The organism is Pseudomonas sp. BB438, assembly GCF_057180225.1.
This window is the reverse complement of the sequence record NZ_CM170001.1, coordinates 1578770-1595261: the sequence shown is the minus strand read 5'-3', so window position 1 is coordinate 1595261 and position 16492 is coordinate 1578770. Positions and strand designations below refer to the sequence as shown.

General features: G+C 66.4%; 14 protein-coding genes. 7 read left to right on the top strand and 7 right to left on the bottom strand.

Annotated features, from left to right (window positions below):
• Positions 1-98: 98 nt before the first annotated feature.
• The 4 genes from AC1ZV1_RS07425 to AC1ZV1_RS07410 all read left to right on the top strand — a co-directional run bounded on the left by AC1ZV1_RS07425 (position 99) and on the right by AC1ZV1_RS07410 (position 4456).
• Positions 99-647, top strand: coding sequence for a cysteine hydrolase family protein (locus tag AC1ZV1_RS07425; RefSeq protein WP_484296136.1), 549 nt, complete (start codon positions 99-101; stop codon positions 645-647).
• Positions 648-811: 164 nt separating this feature from the next.
• A complete protein-coding gene (locus AC1ZV1_RS07420) occupies positions 812-1408 on the top strand; it encodes a LemA family protein (RefSeq protein WP_484296135.1) in 597 nt (198 codons plus the stop codon).
• Between the two features lie 11 nt (positions 1409-1419).
• Entirely contained in the window at positions 1420-3330 is a 1911-nt protein-coding gene (locus AC1ZV1_RS07415; RefSeq protein WP_484296134.1) for a M48 family metallopeptidase, read from the top strand.
• A 751-nt stretch (positions 3331-4081) separates the two neighbouring features.
• Entirely contained in the window at positions 4082-4456 is a 375-nt protein-coding gene (locus AC1ZV1_RS07410) for a hypothetical protein (protein WP_484296133.1), read from the top strand.
• A 61-nt stretch (positions 4457-4517) separates the two neighbouring features.
• On the opposite strand, the gene AC1ZV1_RS07405 is transcribed toward AC1ZV1_RS07410, so the two are convergent.
• The 3 genes from AC1ZV1_RS07405 to AC1ZV1_RS07395 all read right to left on the bottom strand — a co-directional run bounded on the left by AC1ZV1_RS07405 (position 4518) and on the right by AC1ZV1_RS07395 (position 7206).
• A complete protein-coding gene (locus AC1ZV1_RS07405; protein ID WP_484296132.1) occupies positions 4518-5900 on the bottom strand; it encodes an amino acid permease in 1383 nt (460 codons plus the stop codon).
• A gap of 323 nt (positions 5901-6223) precedes the next feature.
• A complete protein-coding gene (locus AC1ZV1_RS07400; protein ID WP_484296131.1) occupies positions 6224-6901 on the bottom strand; it encodes a class I SAM-dependent methyltransferase in 678 nt (225 codons plus the stop codon).
• 35 nt (positions 6902-6936) lie between these two features.
• On the bottom strand, positions 6937-7206 hold the full coding sequence (locus tag AC1ZV1_RS07395; protein WP_484296130.1) for a hypothetical protein: 270 nt from the start codon (positions 7204-7206) through the stop codon (positions 6937-6939).
• A gap of 230 nt (positions 7207-7436) precedes the next feature.
• Here AC1ZV1_RS07395 and AC1ZV1_RS07390 point away from each other — a divergent pair, with 230 nt between their 5' ends.
• On the top strand, positions 7437-10553 hold the full coding sequence (locus AC1ZV1_RS07390) for a transglycosylase domain-containing protein (RefSeq protein ID WP_484296129.1): 3117 nt from the start codon (positions 7437-7439) through the stop codon (positions 10551-10553).
• Positions 10554-10679: 126 nt separating this feature from the next.
• Here the strand turns inward: AC1ZV1_RS07390 and AC1ZV1_RS07385 are convergent, their stop codons facing one another.
• Genes AC1ZV1_RS07385 through AC1ZV1_RS07375 form a run of 3 tightly spaced genes read right to left on the bottom strand, consistent with a single transcriptional unit; the run spans position 10680 to position 11888 of the window.
• Positions 10680-10901, bottom strand: a complete 222-nt coding sequence (locus AC1ZV1_RS07385; RefSeq protein WP_484296128.1) for a VF530 family protein — start codon at positions 10899-10901, stop codon at positions 10680-10682.
• Positions 10902-10941: 40 nt separating this feature from the next.
• On the bottom strand, positions 10942-11250 hold the full coding sequence (locus AC1ZV1_RS07380; RefSeq protein WP_484296127.1) for a DMT family transporter: 309 nt from the start codon (positions 11248-11250) through the stop codon (positions 10942-10944).
• Positions 11250-11888 (bottom strand): FMN-dependent NADH-azoreductase, encoded by a 639-nt coding sequence (locus AC1ZV1_RS07375; RefSeq protein WP_484296126.1) that lies wholly within the window; start codon positions 11886-11888, stop codon positions 11250-11252. Before AC1ZV1_RS07375 ends, AC1ZV1_RS07380 begins: the two co-directional genes overlap by 1 nt.
• 139 nt (positions 11889-12027) lie before the next feature.
• On the opposite strand from AC1ZV1_RS07375, the gene AC1ZV1_RS07370 reads away from it, so the two are divergent.
• Together AC1ZV1_RS07370 and AC1ZV1_RS07365 are read left to right on the top strand one after the other, a co-directional pair.
• The gene (locus tag AC1ZV1_RS07370) at positions 12028-12942 is read left to right on the top strand and encodes a LysR substrate-binding domain-containing protein (RefSeq protein ID WP_484296125.1); all 915 of its coding nucleotides are present in this window, start codon (positions 12028-12030) and stop codon (positions 12940-12942) included.
• A 159-nt stretch (positions 12943-13101) separates the two neighbouring features.
• Positions 13102-14298, top strand: coding sequence for a sugar transporter (locus AC1ZV1_RS07365; RefSeq protein WP_484296124.1), 1197 nt, complete (start codon positions 13102-13104; stop codon positions 14296-14298).
• A 74-nt stretch (positions 14299-14372) separates the two neighbouring features.
• Here AC1ZV1_RS07365 and putP read toward each other — a convergent pair whose 3' ends face one another.
• Positions 14373-15890: a sodium/proline symporter PutP gene (putP, locus tag AC1ZV1_RS07360; RefSeq protein WP_484296123.1), complete on the bottom strand. Its 1518-nt coding sequence runs from the start codon at positions 15888-15890 to the stop codon at positions 14373-14375.
• Positions 15891-16492: the final 602 nt, after the last annotated feature.

Below are 16492 nucleotides of genomic sequence, written 5' to 3'. Positions count from 1 at the left end.
AGTTTTCCCCCGGTTATTGTCGTTCCGCCTGATCCCCGCGCGGCGCGCGGCAAACCATACTGGTCGCACTTCCTCACCACTCAATAAGGAATTCGGAAATGGCCAAGCAAGCGCTCATCCTAGTGGATATCCAGAACGACTACTTCCCTTCCGGCAAGTGGCCGCTGGTCGGCATCGAAGCCGCCGCCGACCAGGCCGCCAAGGTGCTGGCCGCCTTCCGCGAACGCGGTGACCTGGTGGTGCACGTGCGCCACGAGTTCGACAGCGCCGACGCCCCGTTCTTCGCTCCCGGCAGCGACGGCGCGAAGATCCACGGCAAGGTCGCCAATCTGCCCGGCGAGCCGGTGGTGCTCAAGCACTTCGTCAACGCCTTCCGCGACACCGACCTGAAGGCCATCCTCGACCAGCACGGCGTGGAGTCGCTGGTGGTGGTCGGTCACATGAGCCACATGTGCGTGGATGGTGCGGTGCGCGCCGCTGCCGACTTCGGCTACCCGGTGACCGTGCTGCACGACGCCTGCGCCACCCTGGACCTGGAGTTCAACGGCGTGAAGGTACCGGCCGCCCAGGTGCACGCGGCCTACATGGCATCCCTGGCATTCGCCTACGCCGACCTGGTGTCCACCGCCGAGTACCTGAATCGCTGATTCATGTCGCCCCGGAAAAGGGTCTCCAGTGAGGCCCTTTTTCATGCAGAAACGCTCCGTAACACTGCCGACGAACCGGCGAAGCAAGACGTGAGAAGCTGCGCAACACTCGGCCGGCTTTCCGCTATCATCGGGCCACATTCGCCTGCCGATAAGGACATCCCATGAGCGTTTCCTCGATCATTACCCTTGCCATCATTGCTGGCGTCATCTTCCTGCTGATCAGCGTGTTCAACCGTCTGGTGGCGCTGCGCAACCGCTACCAGAACGCTTTCGCGCAGATCGAAGTGCAGCTCAAGCGCCGCTACGACCTGATCCCCAACCTGGTGGAAACCGCCAAGGCCTACCTCAAGCACGAGCGCGAGACCCTCGAAGCGGTCATCGCTGCGCGCAATGCTGCGGTCGCCGGTCTGAAGGCCGCGTCCGAACAACCCGGCGACGCCGGCCGCATGGCGCAACTGGCCGCCGCCGAGAACGCCCTGGGCAGTGCCATGGGTCGCCTGAACGTGACCCTGGAAGCCTACCCGGACCTCAAGGCCTCGCAGAACCTGCAGCAGGTCAGCGAGGAGCTGTCGAGCACCGAGAACAAGGTCGCCTTTGCCCGCCAGGCGTACAACGACGCGGTGATGGAGTACAACACCTATCGCCAGTCGTTCCCCGCCAACGTCCTGGCCACCACCTACGGTCACAGCAAGGACGCCAGCCTGCTGCAGTTCGAGGACAGCAAGGACATCCAGGCCGCGCCGAAAGTCGCCTTCTGACCTGAACGAAGATGAACTTCTTCGAACACCAGGACCGCGCCCGCAAGCAGACCGGGCGCCTGGTCCTGCTGCTGACCGTCGCCGTGGTCTGCCTGGTCACCATCACCAGCCTCGCGCTGGGCTGGCTCTGGCGTCACCTGGGCGAACCGGCGCTGCACGTCACCTCGCGCGCGTCGTTGCCCGATCCGGAGCTCTACCTGTCGGTGGCCGCCGTGATCATCGGCGTGGTCGTCCTCGGTGCGCTGTACAAGCAGGTGCAACTGAGCGCCGGCGGCAAGGTGGTCGCCGAGAGCCTGGGCGGCCGCCTGCTCAACCTCAGCGCCGGTAATGCCGACGAGCGCCGCCTGCTCAATGTCGTCGAGGAAATGGCCCTGGCGTCCGGCTCGCCGGTGCCGCCGGTGTACGTACTGGAAGATGGCTCGATCAACGCCTTTGCCGCCGGACTGACCCCACGCGACGCAGTGATCGGCATCACCCGTGGCGCCATCGAGCAGCTCGACCGCAACGAATTGCAGGGTGTGATCGCCCACGAATTCAGCCATATCCACCACGGCGACATGCGGCTCAATACGCGGCTGACCGCCCTGCTGCACGGCATGCTCCTGCTCGGGTTGATTGGCGGCATGCTGCTGCGCGGCTGGAGCGACACCAGCACCGGCATCCGTATCAGCAGCCGGAGCAGCAGCAACGACAAGAACGGTGGCGGCAGCGTGGTGCTGCTGGTGATCGGCGCAGGTTTGGTGCTCTATGTGCTGGGCTATGTCGGCACCTTCTTCGGCCAGTTGATCAAGGCGTCGGTGAGCCGCCAGCGCGAGTACCTGGCCGACGCCTCGGCGGTGCAGTTCACCCGCGATCCCTCGACCATCGCCGGCGCGCTCAAGAAGATCGGCGGCAATCCGCTGGGCGCCCTGCTCAGCGCGCCGCGCGCGGCCGAATTCAGCCACATGTACTTCGGCGACGGCGTGGGCAGCAGCTGGTTCGACACCCACCCACCGCTGAAGGACCGCATCCGCCGCGTCGATCCGGGCTGGGACGGCCGCTACCCGGCATTCGAACCACGCCTGGACGTGGCGCTGATGAACAAGGACGCCTGGAGCGCCGTCGTCACCGGCCAGCCTTACCAGCCCAGCGCCGTGGACGTCGCGGTGGCCGCCGTCGGTGCGCCGACCGTCGCCCATCTGCAGGAAGCCCGCAGCACCCTGCAGCGCCTGGACGAGCGCCTGCAACGCGCCGCCCACGACACCGAGGGCGCCGAGGCACTGATCTACGGCCTGCTGCTGGACAGCGAGCCCGGCCTGCGCGCGCGCCAGCTGGAAGCGGTCAAGCAGCGCCTGAACCTGAGCCTGGCGCTGCAACTGGACCTGCTCGAAGAATCGCTGCTGCGGCTCGACCCCGGCCAGCGCCTGCCGCTGCTGGACCTGGCGATGCCGGCGCTCAAGCAGCTGGACACCCAGGCCTTCCTCGCCCTGCGCGAGAACATGGCGCTGCTGATCAAGCTGGATGGCAAGGTGAAGCTGCTGGAATGGACCCTGCTGCGCATCGTCGAGCGCAACCTGCAGCCGGGCCGCGGAAAGATCGGCAACGTGGCGTTGGCCGAGCTTGCCGAAGCATCCGCGACATTGCTGGCCTTGCTCGCCCGCGTCGGCGAGGCCGGCGACATGGAGACCGAGCAGGCCTTCGCCGATGCCTGGAGCGGCCTGCCCTTCCCGCCTCGACCCTTGCCGGCGGAAGGCAGCCTGCGTGATCTGGAAGGCGCCCTGAAGAAGCTGGAGCAACTGCGCCCGCTGCAGAAGCCGCAACTGCTCAAGGCACTGGCGCGCTGCATCGAGCACGACGGTCGCATCAGCACCGGCGAGGCGGAGCTGATGCGCGCGGTGGCGGATATCCTGGATTGCCCGATGCCGCCGTTGCTGGCGGCCTGACGCTATATCTGGTAGGGCGCATAACCCGGAACGGGTTATCCGCCGATGCCACCGCGGCGGATAACGCTGGCGCGTTATGCGCCCTACGAAGCTGGCGGCGTAGGGGAGTTGATGGGTATCGCTTCGCTCCACACCATCCTACGTTCGTGCCTCGCCGTGATTTCAGTGGGGATAGAAACTCCGATCGCGGACAAGGTCCGCTCCTACAGGAGGGCTCCGTGCCATGCGGTTCGCGAGCAAGAACTAGGCGTCCCCCTCGATCCTACGAAGAGCCAATGCGCCGCTCTGGCTCTTAAGGTCTTCCAGAGAAATATCCGCACACTCCGAATGCCCCGTTCAGGAGGCCTCGTTGAAGCGGAGTTTCAGGGGTTGAGCGACATGGATGTCGCGAGAGCTGCGATGGGCTAGGGACGGCCCTTCGCAGCGTGCCCCTGAAACTTCGTTTCAACGAGGGAATTTTTCGCCTGGGCGAAAAACCGGATGTCCGGGGGCAAGCCTTTTGGTTACTTTTCGGCGTTTGGAAAAGTGACTCGCCCGAGGGGGCGAAACAGGAAGTCCGCGCGCACGCCGAAGCGGCGCTTAAATACCCAGGCTGAAGCAACACGTCGGCCCTGCCGACGGATCGCGGGCATGGGCTAGCCTCCCCGCCCGTCCCACAGTTCAGCGCCATCGAATACGTAGTCACCCGCATATCCCCAGCGAGCCCATCGCCCTAGGATGGCCGTCACCACTGACGCTGGACTGCGCCGCCATGCCCCACATCACCATCGACTACACCGCCAACCTCACCGACGACCTCGACCCACTCGACCTTCCCCGGAAACTCCACCAGGCAGCCCAAGCCATGGGCGTGTTCCCCATCAACGGCCTGCGCACCTTCGCCCGCGCCATCGGGGACTACCAGGTGGGTGCGAACAAGCACAACGAAGCCTTCATCAACATCCGGATCCGCATCGCCCCCGGCCGCCCGGAGGAGCTACGCCAGCGCATCGTCGACACCCTGTTCGCCACTGCCGAACAGACCCTCGCCACGCTCATCGAGAAACGCCCGCTCGGCCTGCAGCTGGAAATCACCGAGTTCGATCGCAGCCTGACCCGCATGGCCGGCAGCCTGCCCACCGCCTGACGCGGTACGAAAAGAAAAAGGGCCTCCGAAGAGGCCCTTTTCTCATTCACTCAACCGCCCATCAGGCGCGGCTGGCGGCACCACCCTGCTCGGCTTTGGGAGCAAGGTTCAGCGCGTAGTACAGCACCGTCAGCAGCACCAGGAACGCCGGGCCGATGTACAGCGCGATGCGGGTGTCCTCGAAGAAGGCCATCAACACCACCACCAGCACCAGGAACGCCATGGCGAGGTAGGAACTGAGCGGGTACAGCCACATCTTGAACTGCAGCGTGCCGGCTTCGGCGGCGGAGAGGCCACGGCGGAACTTCAGCTGCGCCAGCAAGATCATCGCCCAGGTCCAGATCGCACCGAAGGTGGCGATGGAGGTCACCCAGGTGAATACCTTCTCGGGCACCAGATAGTTCAGCAGCACGCCCAGCAGCAGCGCGAAGATCGACAGCAGCAGCGCATTGCGCGGCACGCCGCCCTTGGAGGTCTTGGCAAAGACGGCCGGTGCCTGGCCATGCTGCGCGAGGCTGTAGAGCATGCGACCGGTGCTGAAGATGCCGCCGTTGCAGGACGACAGCGCGGCGGTGATCACCACGAAGTTGATGATGCCGGCGGCGGTCTTGATGCCCATGCGCTCGAAGGTCATCACGAAGGGGCTGCCCTGGGTGCCGATCTCGTTCCACGGGTAGATCGACATGATCACGAACAGGGCGCCCACATAGAACAGCAGGATGCGCCAGAACACCGAGTTGATCGCCCCGGGAATGGTCTTCTGCGGGTTCTTCGCTTCACCGGCGGTGAGACCGATCATCTCCACGCCCAGGTACGCGAACATCACCATCTGCAGCGACATCAGCACGCCGGTGATGCCGTGGGGCATGAAGCCGCCGTTGCTCCAGAGATTGGAGATGCCGGTGGCGATGCCGCCGTTGCCCAGGCCGAAGAAGATCATGCCGGCGCCGGCCAGGATCATGGCGACGATGGTGACGATCTTGATCAGCGCGAACCAGAACTCGAACTCACCGAAGGCACGTACGGCGATCAGGTTGATGGTGCCCATGCTCGCCAGCGCGGCCAGCGCCCAGATCCAGCGCGGCACGTCGGGGAACCAGATGCCCATGTAGATCGCCACCGCGGTGATCTCCGCGACGCAGGTCACCAGCCAGAGGAACCAGTAGTTCCAGCCGGTCAGGTAGCCGGCCAGCGGGCCGAGGTAGTCCTGCGCGTAGCGGGCGAAGGAGCCGGCCACGGGATTGTGCACGGCCATCTCGCCGAGGGCGCGCATGATCACGAGGATGGCGAGACCGCCGATGATGTAGGACAGCATGATGGCCGGGCCGGCCATCTGGATCGCCTTGGCGGAGCCGAGGAACAGGCCGACGCCGATGCAGGCGCCGAGGGCCATGAGACGGATGTGCCGCTCGTTGAGATCCCTTTGGAGATCGTGGGACGACATGGTGATGCAACCTCATTTTGTTCTTGGGAGTAATCAGCTGCGGACTCTGAGTGCAGTCAGGGTGCGGAACCACCGGAACGGCTTCGCCACCGCGCCGGTCGGCACGGAGGGGCAGTGTCTGGCAGTTCCAGGACGGCACACCGGAAGAGGCTGCCCGCTCTTGTGAAGCGGACGTGGGCATTGCGGGAGGACCACGGCTGAGGTCGCGGGCGAGTGTTACACAGTGCGTGGGAAACGTCTGCACCACCAAGGTGCAATGTGACCAAAGGAATAGCGGCGTATCGCCACATCCGCAGGCGTCGCCAGGGCCGGTGCAGAGCGGCTCAGCCCGGCAGCGGCTGTACCTCCAGCAACAGCGAGCAGGGCTTGCCGGTGGCCGGGTGACACGGCTCGCGCAGTTGCCGCAGCCACCAGCCACTGGTGGCCAGCAGCGCCAGCCAGGACTCCAGGGTGCGGAAGAACCAGGGCATCGGCGCGCTGAACTCGCCACCGAAGGCGGCGAAGGTTTCCAGGCGCCAGCCATTCACATAGGGCTCGTCTGCGCAGGCGGCCCACGGATGCACGGTCTGGATCAGCAGCCGCCCGCCGGGAGCGAGGCGCTCGCGGAGTGCGCACAGCAGCGGCGCGATGTCCTCGTCGAGCAGCGCGAAATTGCAGACCAGCGCATCGAACTGCCCAAGGCTGCTACCCGACGCGGTCAGCGCGGCGTAGTCCATCACCTCGAAGCGTCCGCCACCCGCCGCTCGTGCCGCGTCGACCAGAGGCGCCGAGGCATCCACGCCAACGCATTCACTGCCCGGCCCGACCAACGCGCGACATAGCCAGCCTTCACCGCAACCGATATCGAGTACACGCCGGGCCGGGCCATCGGCGAGGGCGCTCAGGATCGCCGCGTCGGTCACCAGCCGCCGACTTTCGATGCGCTGCTCGCGCACGGCGCAGGTCCAGGCATCGGCGTTGGCCTGCCAGCTCTGGCGGATTCGGGCGTTCTGGTCGGTCATGACACGCTCCGTGCGTAGCGTGAGGCGATCGCGGACTACTGTCCCTTCAGCACCTTGGGCACCGCCAACCCCTTGGGCGGCGGAGTCTGCGGCAACGCTTCGCGGCAGCCGGCGTCGCGGAACGGTCCGCCGATCTTCTGCCAACCATTGCCCGGCGACGTCTGCTGGCAGGTGTAGGCACCATCGAGCTTGCTCTGCCAGCGGTAGAACGGCATGGGCGCCGCCTGGGCGCTGAGGGACACCAGCAGCAGCGCAGCCAGGGGCAGCACACGGGGCAGGCTACAAGGCAGAAAAGGCGAACGCATGGGCAAGGGTTCCTGTCGAAGTCAGTGCATTGCACCTGCTGGCCGTCGGCAAATCAATCCGCATGGCCATGAACGGTGCCAGCCGGTGCGCAGTTTTTTTGCCGCCGACTACGCTGGAAGTTAGGAAAGCCGCGGGGGAAGCGGCTTTCGCGGCGCCAGGATGGCGCCGGCCATCACGTGGGCGGAGTCCGCTACCTGGGCTGTCGTACAAGCAAGGGCGGGGCGTGAAGATGGGCAACTCGAAGCATTCCGGTACGCAAGTGGCAGGTCAACCGGGAAGTCTGGGGCCCGGCCTTTCCCCACAGAAAGTACATCACCATCGTTTCCTCATCCTCTTCCTCTTTCTCCTGCCGTTGCTGGCCGCCATGGGCGCCGCCCTGCTCTATGAAGCCCGCACGTCCAAGCTGCAGGCCCGCGAGCTCGCGCGCTACGCCAGCGGGCTGACGTGGAGCCTGGAACAGGGCGGCACCGGCAGCGTGGTTTATCCACAGGGCGGTCCCTTCGACCGGCGCCTGGGCTATCAGCAACTGCCGAGCTTCCTGGGCCGCCTGCACGAGCGCAACTTCGTCACCCTCAGCCAGGCACGCTTCTCCGAGCCGCTGATGCAGTACACCAGCCACGGCATGTTCCCGCCCTACCCGGAAAAGGCCCAGGCTGGCGTCGACATCGCCGACTGCCGCGGCCTGCCGATCTACAACTTCCGCTACCCGCAGCGGCTGTACGCCAGCTTCGAGAGCATCTCCCCGGCCATCGTCAACAGCCTGCTGTTCATCGAGAACCGCGACCTCCTCGACCCCGATCGCCCCTACCTGAACCCGGCCATCGACTGGAGCCGCTTCACCCAGGCCTCGGTGGCGCAGGTGGGCAAGCTGGTCGGCCTGGGCAACCACGCGCCCGGCGGCAGCACCCTCGCCACACAGATCGAGAAGTACCGCCACTCCGAGGACGGCCGCACCAACTCCATCACCGACAAGTTGCGGCAGATGGCGTCGGCCAGCGTGCGCACCTACCAGAATGGCGCGCAGAACCTGGCCGCCCGACGCACCGTCGCCCTCACCTACCTGAATTCGGTGCCGCTCTCGGCGCAGCCCGGTTACGGCGAAGTGAGCGGCCTGCCGGACGGCCTGTGGATCTGGTACGGCGCGGACTACCAGCAGGTCAACAAGCTGCTCAATGCCCCGCCCGGCTCTGGCGAGGAGCTCGCCGCCCAGGGCAAGGCGCTGCGCCAGGTGGTGTCGCTGATGATCGCCCACCGCCGGCCCTCCTGGTACCTGGCGCGCGGCCGCGACCAGCTGGCCGTGCTGACCGACAGCTACCTGCGCCTGCTCGCGCAGAACAACGTGATCGCCCCCGAACTGCGCGATGCCGCGCTCCGGCAGACGCTGGTATTTCGTGATCCACGCAACGAGCCCAGCTTCACGCCGCTGGAGAACAACAAGGGCATCGGCCTGGCGCGCACCCGCCTGGCCGGCATGCTCGACGTGCCGTTGTACGACCTCGACCGCTTCGACATGAGTTTCACCACCACCCTGCAGCATGAGCTGCAGGAGCAGGTCACCGGCTACCTGCGCCAGCTCTCCGACCCGGCCTTCGCCGAGCAGATCGGCCTGTTCGGCGAACACCTGCTGTCCAAGGACAAGACCAAAGACGTGCGCTACAGCTTCACCCTGTTCGAACGCACCCCCAGCGGCAACCGCGTGCGCGTGCAGACCGACAGCACCGAGCAGCCCTTCGACATCAACGAGGGCAGCAAGCTGGAGCTGGGTTCCACCGCCAAGCTGCGTGTGCTCTCCACCTACCTGGAAACCATCGCCGACCTGCACGACCAGTACGCGCCGATGAGCGTCGCCGAGCTCAAGAAGGTGGACATCGAGCCGCTGGATATCCTCAGTCGCTGGTCCATCGACTACCTGGTCACCGCCAGGGACCGCAACCTGCCGGACATGCTCGCCGCCGCCCTGCAGCGCAAGTACTCCGCCAGTCCCTACGAGAGCTTCTTCACCGGCGGTGGCGTCCACACCTTCAGCAACTTCCGCAAGGAAGACAACAACCGTATCCCGACCCTGCAGGACGCCCTGCGCGAGTCGATCAACCTGCCCTTCGTGCGCCTGCTGCGCGACCTGGTGCGCCACGACATCTACGCCAACGAGGGCAGCAAGGTCGCCGTGCTGGCCGACGACAAGGACCCACGCCGCCAGGACTACCTCGACCGTTTCGTCGACAAGGAAAGCCAGGTCTACCTGCTGCGCTTCTGGCAGAAGTACAAGGGCAAGGACAACGACGAGCGCCTCAACACCTTCCTCGACGGCCTGCGCGCCTGGCCGGTGCGGCTGGCGGCAATCCACCGTTACCTGCAACCGCAGGCGGATGTCCCGACCTTTGCCGCCTTCCTCAAGGACCGCCTGAAGCAGGGCAAGTACGTCGGCGACACGCTCACCGACAAGCGCATCGAGGACCTCTACACCCGCTACGGCCCCGGCGCCTTCGACCTCAACGACCAGGGCTACGTCGCCCGCGTGCACCCGCTGGAGCTGTGGCTGCTGGGCTACCTGCAACGCCAGCCGGCGGCGACCTTCGCCGACGCCGTGGCCGCCAGCAGTGCCGAGCGCAAGCAAGTCTACGGCTGGCTGTTCAAGTCGCGGCACAAGTACGCCCGCGACAAGCGCATCCGCATCATGCTGGAGGTGGAAGCCTTCCTCGACCTGCATGAACAGTGGAAACGCCTGGGTTACCCGTTCGACCACCTGGTGCCGTCACTGGCCACCGCGCTGGGCAGCTCGGGCGATCGCCCGGCGGCGCTGGCGGAACTGATGGGCATCATCCTCAACGACGGCGTGCGCCTGCCGACCCTGCGCATCGACAGCCTGCACTTCGCCGCCGCCACGCCGTATGAGGTCACCCTCGGCCCGGAAGCCAACAATGGCCGCCAGGTGATGCGCTCGGAAGTCGCCCAGGCATTGCGTACGGCGCTATCCCAGGTGGTGGATGCCGGCACCGCGCGGCGCCTCTCGGGTACCTTCAAGACAGCCGACGGCAGCGCCCTGATCATGGGCGGCAAGACCGGCACCGGCGACAACCGCATCGAAAGCGTGACCCGCAGCGGCTGGGTGAAGAGCTCGAAGGCGATGAACCGCACGGCGACCTTCGTCTTCTACATCGGCCCGCGCCACTTCGGTACGCTGACTGCCTACGTGGCTGGCAGCGAATCGGACAACTTCAAGTTCACCTCGGCGCTGCCGGTGCAGGTGCTCAAGGGCATGGCACCGATGCTGTCGAGCTACCTGGAGCCGGGCATCAGCACCGGATGCCAGGAGCGGCTGGACAATCTGCGGGTGAGCTGGCGCTGAGCCCGCGATTGCTGGGCTGGGAACGCTGCGCTTCCTGTGGCAGCGGGCCACGCCCGCGATCGCGCGCATGGCGAGCGCCTGCAGGGGCGAAGGCGTCCGGGAAAGTGTCGTGACGGAATACCGGTCCTATTTGGCCTGCACGCTCTTCACGTACAACGCCTCGACCTGCTCCCGCGCCCACGCTGTGCGGCGCAGGAAAGTCAGGCTGGACTTGATGCTCGGGTCGTTCTTGAAGCAGCGCACGTCGATGCGCTTGGCCAGACCATCCCAGCCGTACTGCGCCACCAACTGGTTGAGGATGGCTTCCAGGGTCACGCCATGCAGCGGGTTCTTCGGTTTGTCATTCATGTTCGGTGCCGTCGCGCGGAGAATGCGCGGCACCTTACCATCAGGCCCGCAGGCCGGCCACGCCCGCCACGATCAGGGCGACCGATGCCAGCTTGGTCAGGGTCAGTGCCTCGCCCAGCAGCAGGAAGCCGAAGAACACCGTGCCCAGCGTGCCGATGGCCGTCCAGACCGGATAGGCGATGCTCACCGGCAACTGGCGCATCGCCAGGGTGAGGAAGAAGATCCCGCCGATCACCGCAACCACCGTGACCACGGTCGGCAGCGGCCGCGTGAAGCCCTCGGCGTACTTCATCGACACCGCGAACATCACCTCGAACACCGCGGCCACCATCAGCATTGCCCAGGCCATCACACACGCGCCCACTCGCCCTCGGCGAGGTCGGCCAGCGCCTGTTCGGCCTGTTGGTACGACGCGCGAAAGGCATCGGGATTGCCCTCCTCGCCCTCGGCAGCGATCACCTGTACGTCTTCGATGCCGAGGAAGCCCAGCGCCACGCGCAGCCAGGCGTCGGCGTGGTTCATCCACTCCAGCTCACCGCCCGGGCCCATGCCGGCGCCACCTCGGCTGGTAATGATCAGTGCCTTGCGCCCCTTGAGCAGCGGCTCGTACTCGGCCTCGCCGTCCTTGACGTGCAGGTCGAAGGTGCGGCCGAGACGGACGACCTGGTCGACCCAGGCCTTCAAACCGCTGGGCACGCTGAAGTTGTACATGGGCGTGGAGATCACCAGCAGGTCGTGGGCGAGCAATTCGTCCACCAGCGTTTCGCTCAGCGCCAGCTCGGCCTGCAGCTCGGCCGGGCGATTGTCCGGCTGCGGGTGGAAGGCGGCGGCGATGAAACCTTCGCTGACGTGGGGCAGATCGGCGCGCCCCACTTCGCGGCGGGTGATCGGTGCCTGCGGCAGCGCGGCGAGAAAGCCTTCGGCCAGGCGGCGGGAATGCGAGCGGTCGGCGCGGGGGCTGGCGTGAATCGCGAGAATCCTGTTCATCTGTCTTTCCTTGTTCAAGGTGTACACTGCGGAGGTCTGGATTGGCCTTCAGTTGCTGCCTAAGCTATTTACAGCCCGGAATCGGGACAACTGAGGGGATTTCCTTCCAGATGAATCCATCTCATCCATGGAGCACTGCATGTTCGCCAGCCTGCCGCTTCCCGCCCTGCGCACCTTCGAATCCGCCGCGCGCCAGCTGAGCTTCAAGGCCGCCGCCCAGGAGCTCGCCGTCACCCCCACGGCGGTGTCCCACCAGGTGCGCGCGCTGGAGGAATGGCTGGGCTTGCCCCTGTTCGAGCGCCTGCCGCGCCAGGTGCGCCTGACCGAAGCCGGCGAGCGGCTGTTCCGCAGCCTGCATGGCGCGCTGCTGGAAGTGTCGCAATCGGTGGACAGCCTGCGCCCGCAGCGCAGCGCCAGCAGCCTGACGATCTCCACCACGCCGGCCTTTGCCGCGCTGTGGCTGGTGCCGCGCCTGGGCCGTTTCTATGCGCGCCACCCGCATATCCGCCTGCGCCTGGACAGCCAGTGCGAGCTGCTCGACCTGCAACAGGACGCCAGTGTCGACCTGGCGATTCGCTACGGCTTCGGTGACTACCCACGCATGCACAGCCAGTTCCTGCTGGCGGAACGCTTCGCCGTCTATGGCGCGCCGGCACGGGTGGCCACCGCCGACGTGGAGGTGCCGGAGATGATCAGCGTGCGCTGGCACAACTCCGAGCTCTACGAGCGCGGCTGGAAGGCCTGGTGCCAGGCGGCTGGCGAGGAGTGCCTGCTGGCCCAGGCGGTGCAGCGCGAATACGACGAGGAGTTCTACGCCCTGCAGGCGGCCATCGCCGGCCAGGGACTGGTGCTGGCCAGCTCGCTGCTGGTGTCGGAAAGCGTGGAGAAGGGTCTGCTGGTGCCCTACCGCCCGGAAATAAACGTACCCGGCGCCCGCTACACCGCGCTCTGCGTACCGGGCCGCGAGCGCCATCCGCCGGTGCGCGCCTTCCTCGACTGGCTGTCCGAAGAAGCCGCGCAAGCCGCCGATCCGCTGATCGACAGCGCCGCCTGAGCCTGCCGCTGCACCCGCGCAGGGCGGCATTCGCCGTGCGCGATGGCCAACCCGTGGGTAGAATCAAGCCTGCCGCAACAACAATTCTTCTTTGCCAGGGACACGCCTCCTGCGTGATTCCACGGCACGGCCTGAGCCCCACTTCACCTCAGGATTCCCATGACCACCGCGCAAGAAACCCGCTCCGGCAGTTGGCTGAACGTCATCGCCCTGGCCATCGCCGCCTTCATCTTCAACACCACCGAGTTCGTCCCGGTGGGCCTGCTCAGCGACATCGGCGCGAGCTTCGACATGCGTCCGGAGCAGACCGGGCTGATGCTCACGCTCTACGCCTGGGTCGTCTCGCTGGCCTCGCTGCCGCTGATGCAGCTGACCCGCAACATGGAACGCCGCCGCCTGCTGGTGGTGATCTTCTGCCTGTTCATCGTCAGTCACGTGCTCTCCGGCTTTGCCTGGAATTTCACGGTGCTGATGATCAGCCGCTTCGGCATCGCCTTCGCCCACGCCGTGTTCTGGTCGATCACCGCGTCGCTCGCGGTGCGTGTGGCGCCGCCGGGCCAGCAGGCGAAAGCACTCGGCCTGCTGGCCACCGGGACCATCCTGGCGATGGTCCTGGGCATCCCGCTGGGACGCATGCTCGGCGAGGCACTGGGCTGGCGCACGACCTTCCTCACCATCGCCGGCGTCTCGGTGGTCGTGGTGCTCTGGCTGGCCCGCGCGCTGCCGCCGTTGCCGAGCCAGAACTCCGGCTCCCTGCGCAGCCTGCCGCTGCTGTTCCGGCGCCCGGCCCTGGTGTCGATGTACGTGCTCACCGTGCTGGTGATCACCGCGCAGTTCACCGCCTACAGCTACATCGAGCCGTTCGCACGCGAGGTCGCCGCGCTGGACAGCCAGAAGACCACCCTGCTCCTGCTGCTGTTCGGCGGCGCCGGGATGTTCGGTTCGATCCTCTTCAGCCGCTATAGCGAGCGCATCCCGCGCGCCTTCCCGTGCCTGGCCATCGCCGTGCTCGGCGGCACGCTCCTGTTGCTGATGCCGCTGGCCCACTCGCCCACGGCGCTGCTGGTGCTGAGCCTGTTCTGGGGCGCGGCGATCCTCTGCTTCGGCCTGGCGCTGCAGGCCAAGGTGCTGCAACTCGCGCATGACGCCACCGACGTCGCCATGGCGATGTTCTCCGGCCTGTACAACGTCGGCATCGGCGGCGGCGCGCTGTTGGGCAGCCGCGTGGCGGTGGGCATGGGGCTGGAATGGATCGGCTACGTCGGCGGCGCACTGGCGGTAGTCGGCCTGCTGCTCTGCCTGTTCGCCTGCTGGCGGTATGCGGCAGCGCTCAGTGGCGGACACGCCTCGCCCTGACACATCGACTCCCCCTGCGAAACGAAAAAGGCCGCGCCCCTCACGGAGCGCGGCCTTTTACATTCAGCGCAGGATCAGCGGCTGGTCACGGCAGTGCCGGTCGACTGGGTGGCTTCGGCGTACTCCGCCTCGGCTTCCTCGAAACGCTGGATCATCGCCTTGGACGGCGCGGAACCGAACAGGCTGAAGACCACGATGGAAACGCTGGAGAGGATGAAGCCCGGGATGATCTCGTACAGGCCGAGCCAGCCGAACTGCTTCCAGACGATCACGGTGACTGCACCGACGATGATGCCGGCCAGCGCGCCATTGCGGGTCATGCCCTTCCACAGCACGGAGAACAGCACCAGCGGACCGAAGGCGGCACCGAAACCGGCCCAGGCGTAGGACACCAGGCCCAGGACGCGGTTGTCCGGGTTGGCGGCCAGGGCGATGGCGATGAGCGCGACCAGCAGCACCATGGCACGACCGACCCAGACCAGCTCCAGCTGGCTGGCATTCTTGCGCAGGAAGGCCTTGTAGAAGTCTTCGGTCAGCGCCGAGGAGCACACCAGCAGCTGGCAGCTCAGGGTGCTCATTACCGCCGCGAGAATGGCGGACAGCAGCACGCCGGCAACCCACGGGTTGAACAGGATCTTCGCCAGTTCGATGAAGATGCGCTCGTGGTTCTCGCCCACGGCGCCAGCCTGCTCCGGGTGCGCCTGGAAGTAGGCGATGCCGAAGAAGCCGACGGCGACGGCGCCGCCCAGGCAGAGGATCATCCAGGTCATGGAGATGCGGCGGGCAGCCGGGATCGACTTCACCGAATCGGCGGCCATGAAGCGCGCCAGGATGTGCGGCTGGCCAAAGTAGCCCAGCCCCCAGGCCATCAGCGACAGCACGCCTACGAAGGAGGCGCCCTTGAACATGTCGAAGTTGGCCGCATCCTTCAGTTCGATCGCAGCGAAGGTCGGCTCCACGCCGCCGGTGGCGAACAGCACGATCACCGGGGTGAGGATCAACGCGAAGATCATCAGCGAGGCCTGCACGGTGTCGGTCCAGCTCACCGCCAGGAAACCACCGACGAAGGTGTAGGCGATGGTCGCGGCGGCACCGGCCCACAGCGCGGTCTCGTAGGACATGCCGAAGGTGCTTTCGAACAGGCGGGCGCCGGCGACAATGCCGGAGGCGCAGTAGATGGTGAAGAACACCAGGATCACCAGCGCAGAGATCACGCGCAGCAGGCGGCTGTTGTCCTCGAAGCGGGTGCTGAAGTAGTCCGGCAGGGTCAGGGCGTTGCCGTTGTGCTCGGTGTGCACGCGCAGGCGGCCGGCGACGAACAGCCAGTTCAGGTAGGCGCCGCAGATCAGGCCGATGGCGATCCAGCTCTCCGAGATACCCGACAGGAAGATGGCGCCCGGCAGGCCCATCAGCAGCCAGCCGCTCATGTCCGAAGCACCGGCCGACAGCGCGGTGACGAAGCTGCCGAGGCTGCGACCACCGAGGATGTAGTCGGAGAAGTTGTTGGTCGAACGATAGGCGGCCAAGCCGATCAGAACCATGGCCGCGATGTAGATCACGAAAGTGATCAGTGTTGGCGTGTTGACGCTCATGGGGACTCCCCTACAGCTTGTTTTTATCCGGGACCGCGGGGTATCGCGGGCCCTTGACTGGCGGCCGGCATGGTTGACGCCGACCCGTTAGCGCTTGCTCACAGGCAAACCGGGTTGCGCGTGATGCCAAACAGGCACCGAACCGCTACGCATCCCGACGCAGGCACGCCTCGTCCTTGCTGGCGCCTTCCTGCAGCCACCGTCTCACCACGGCGACCTCCGTCCCGCCCCCGCCGGTAAGCGTGGTGCGGAGCGTTTCCCGGGCTGAGCCCGGTGATCCTTCAGGCGCCGGAATGGGCGCCAGCGCTCCGGCAATGCAGGGCACGCCGACCCGAGGACGGGCAGCACTGCTTGTCGGAGCGATTCGAAACTGTGTTCACGCGCGCATGGAGATGCGGCAGGGGGCGGCCGACGCGCGAGGGCGCGGATTGTACCGAAAGCATCGAGGCGAATGGCGCCACTGGTCCGAGGGCGGACGGCGCAAGGCCACGGGCGGGCGCTACGGGCCGGGCCGTGGAGGACGTGGCGCCGCCAGGTGCAGGCGCGCTACAGACGAAGACAGAACCGGTGATGGGCATGCTGCCCCTCCCGCGTATCGAGCT